This is a genomic window from Bradyrhizobium uaiense, from assembly GCF_010811875.1.
GTDB lineage: Bacteria > Pseudomonadota > Alphaproteobacteria > Rhizobiales > Xanthobacteraceae > Bradyrhizobium > Bradyrhizobium uaiense.
This window is the reverse complement of sequence record NZ_VKHP01000647.1, coordinates 1-311: the sequence shown is the minus strand read 5'-3', so window position 1 is coordinate 311 and position 311 is coordinate 1. Positions and strand designations below refer to the sequence as shown.

1 protein-coding gene is annotated in these 311 nt (G+C 60.5%); it reads right to left on the bottom strand.

The window, feature by feature from the left end; all coding sequences use genetic code 11:
* The coding region (locus FNJ47_RS46910; protein WP_206685423.1) for a group II intron maturase-specific domain-containing protein at positions 1-311 on the bottom strand (311 nt) is incomplete at both ends.

The following is a 311-nucleotide window of genomic DNA, read 5'->3' as shown; positions in this document are numbered from 1 at the left end:
CACCGTTCCCAGCCGAAGCCCTGTCGTTTCCGGGCGTGCGCCAGATGACGCCTGACCTTCTTCTCTACCCAATCTTTGATGTAGCCGAAGCACTCACTGGAGTGCCCAACTGCGAAGTAGTTCACCCGCCCCCGGAGCATTGGATTGATCAGGCTTATCACCCTCCCAATCGGTTGCGACCGGCGTCGGCGGAACACCTCCTTGACCGCCCGCAGAAGCGCCGTCCGCTTTTTGAGCTTGGGCGTGTAATGCGGCCGCATTGCTCCGCGTAGACTGCGGAGGTACCGGAAGTCGAAGCCCAGAAAGCTGAA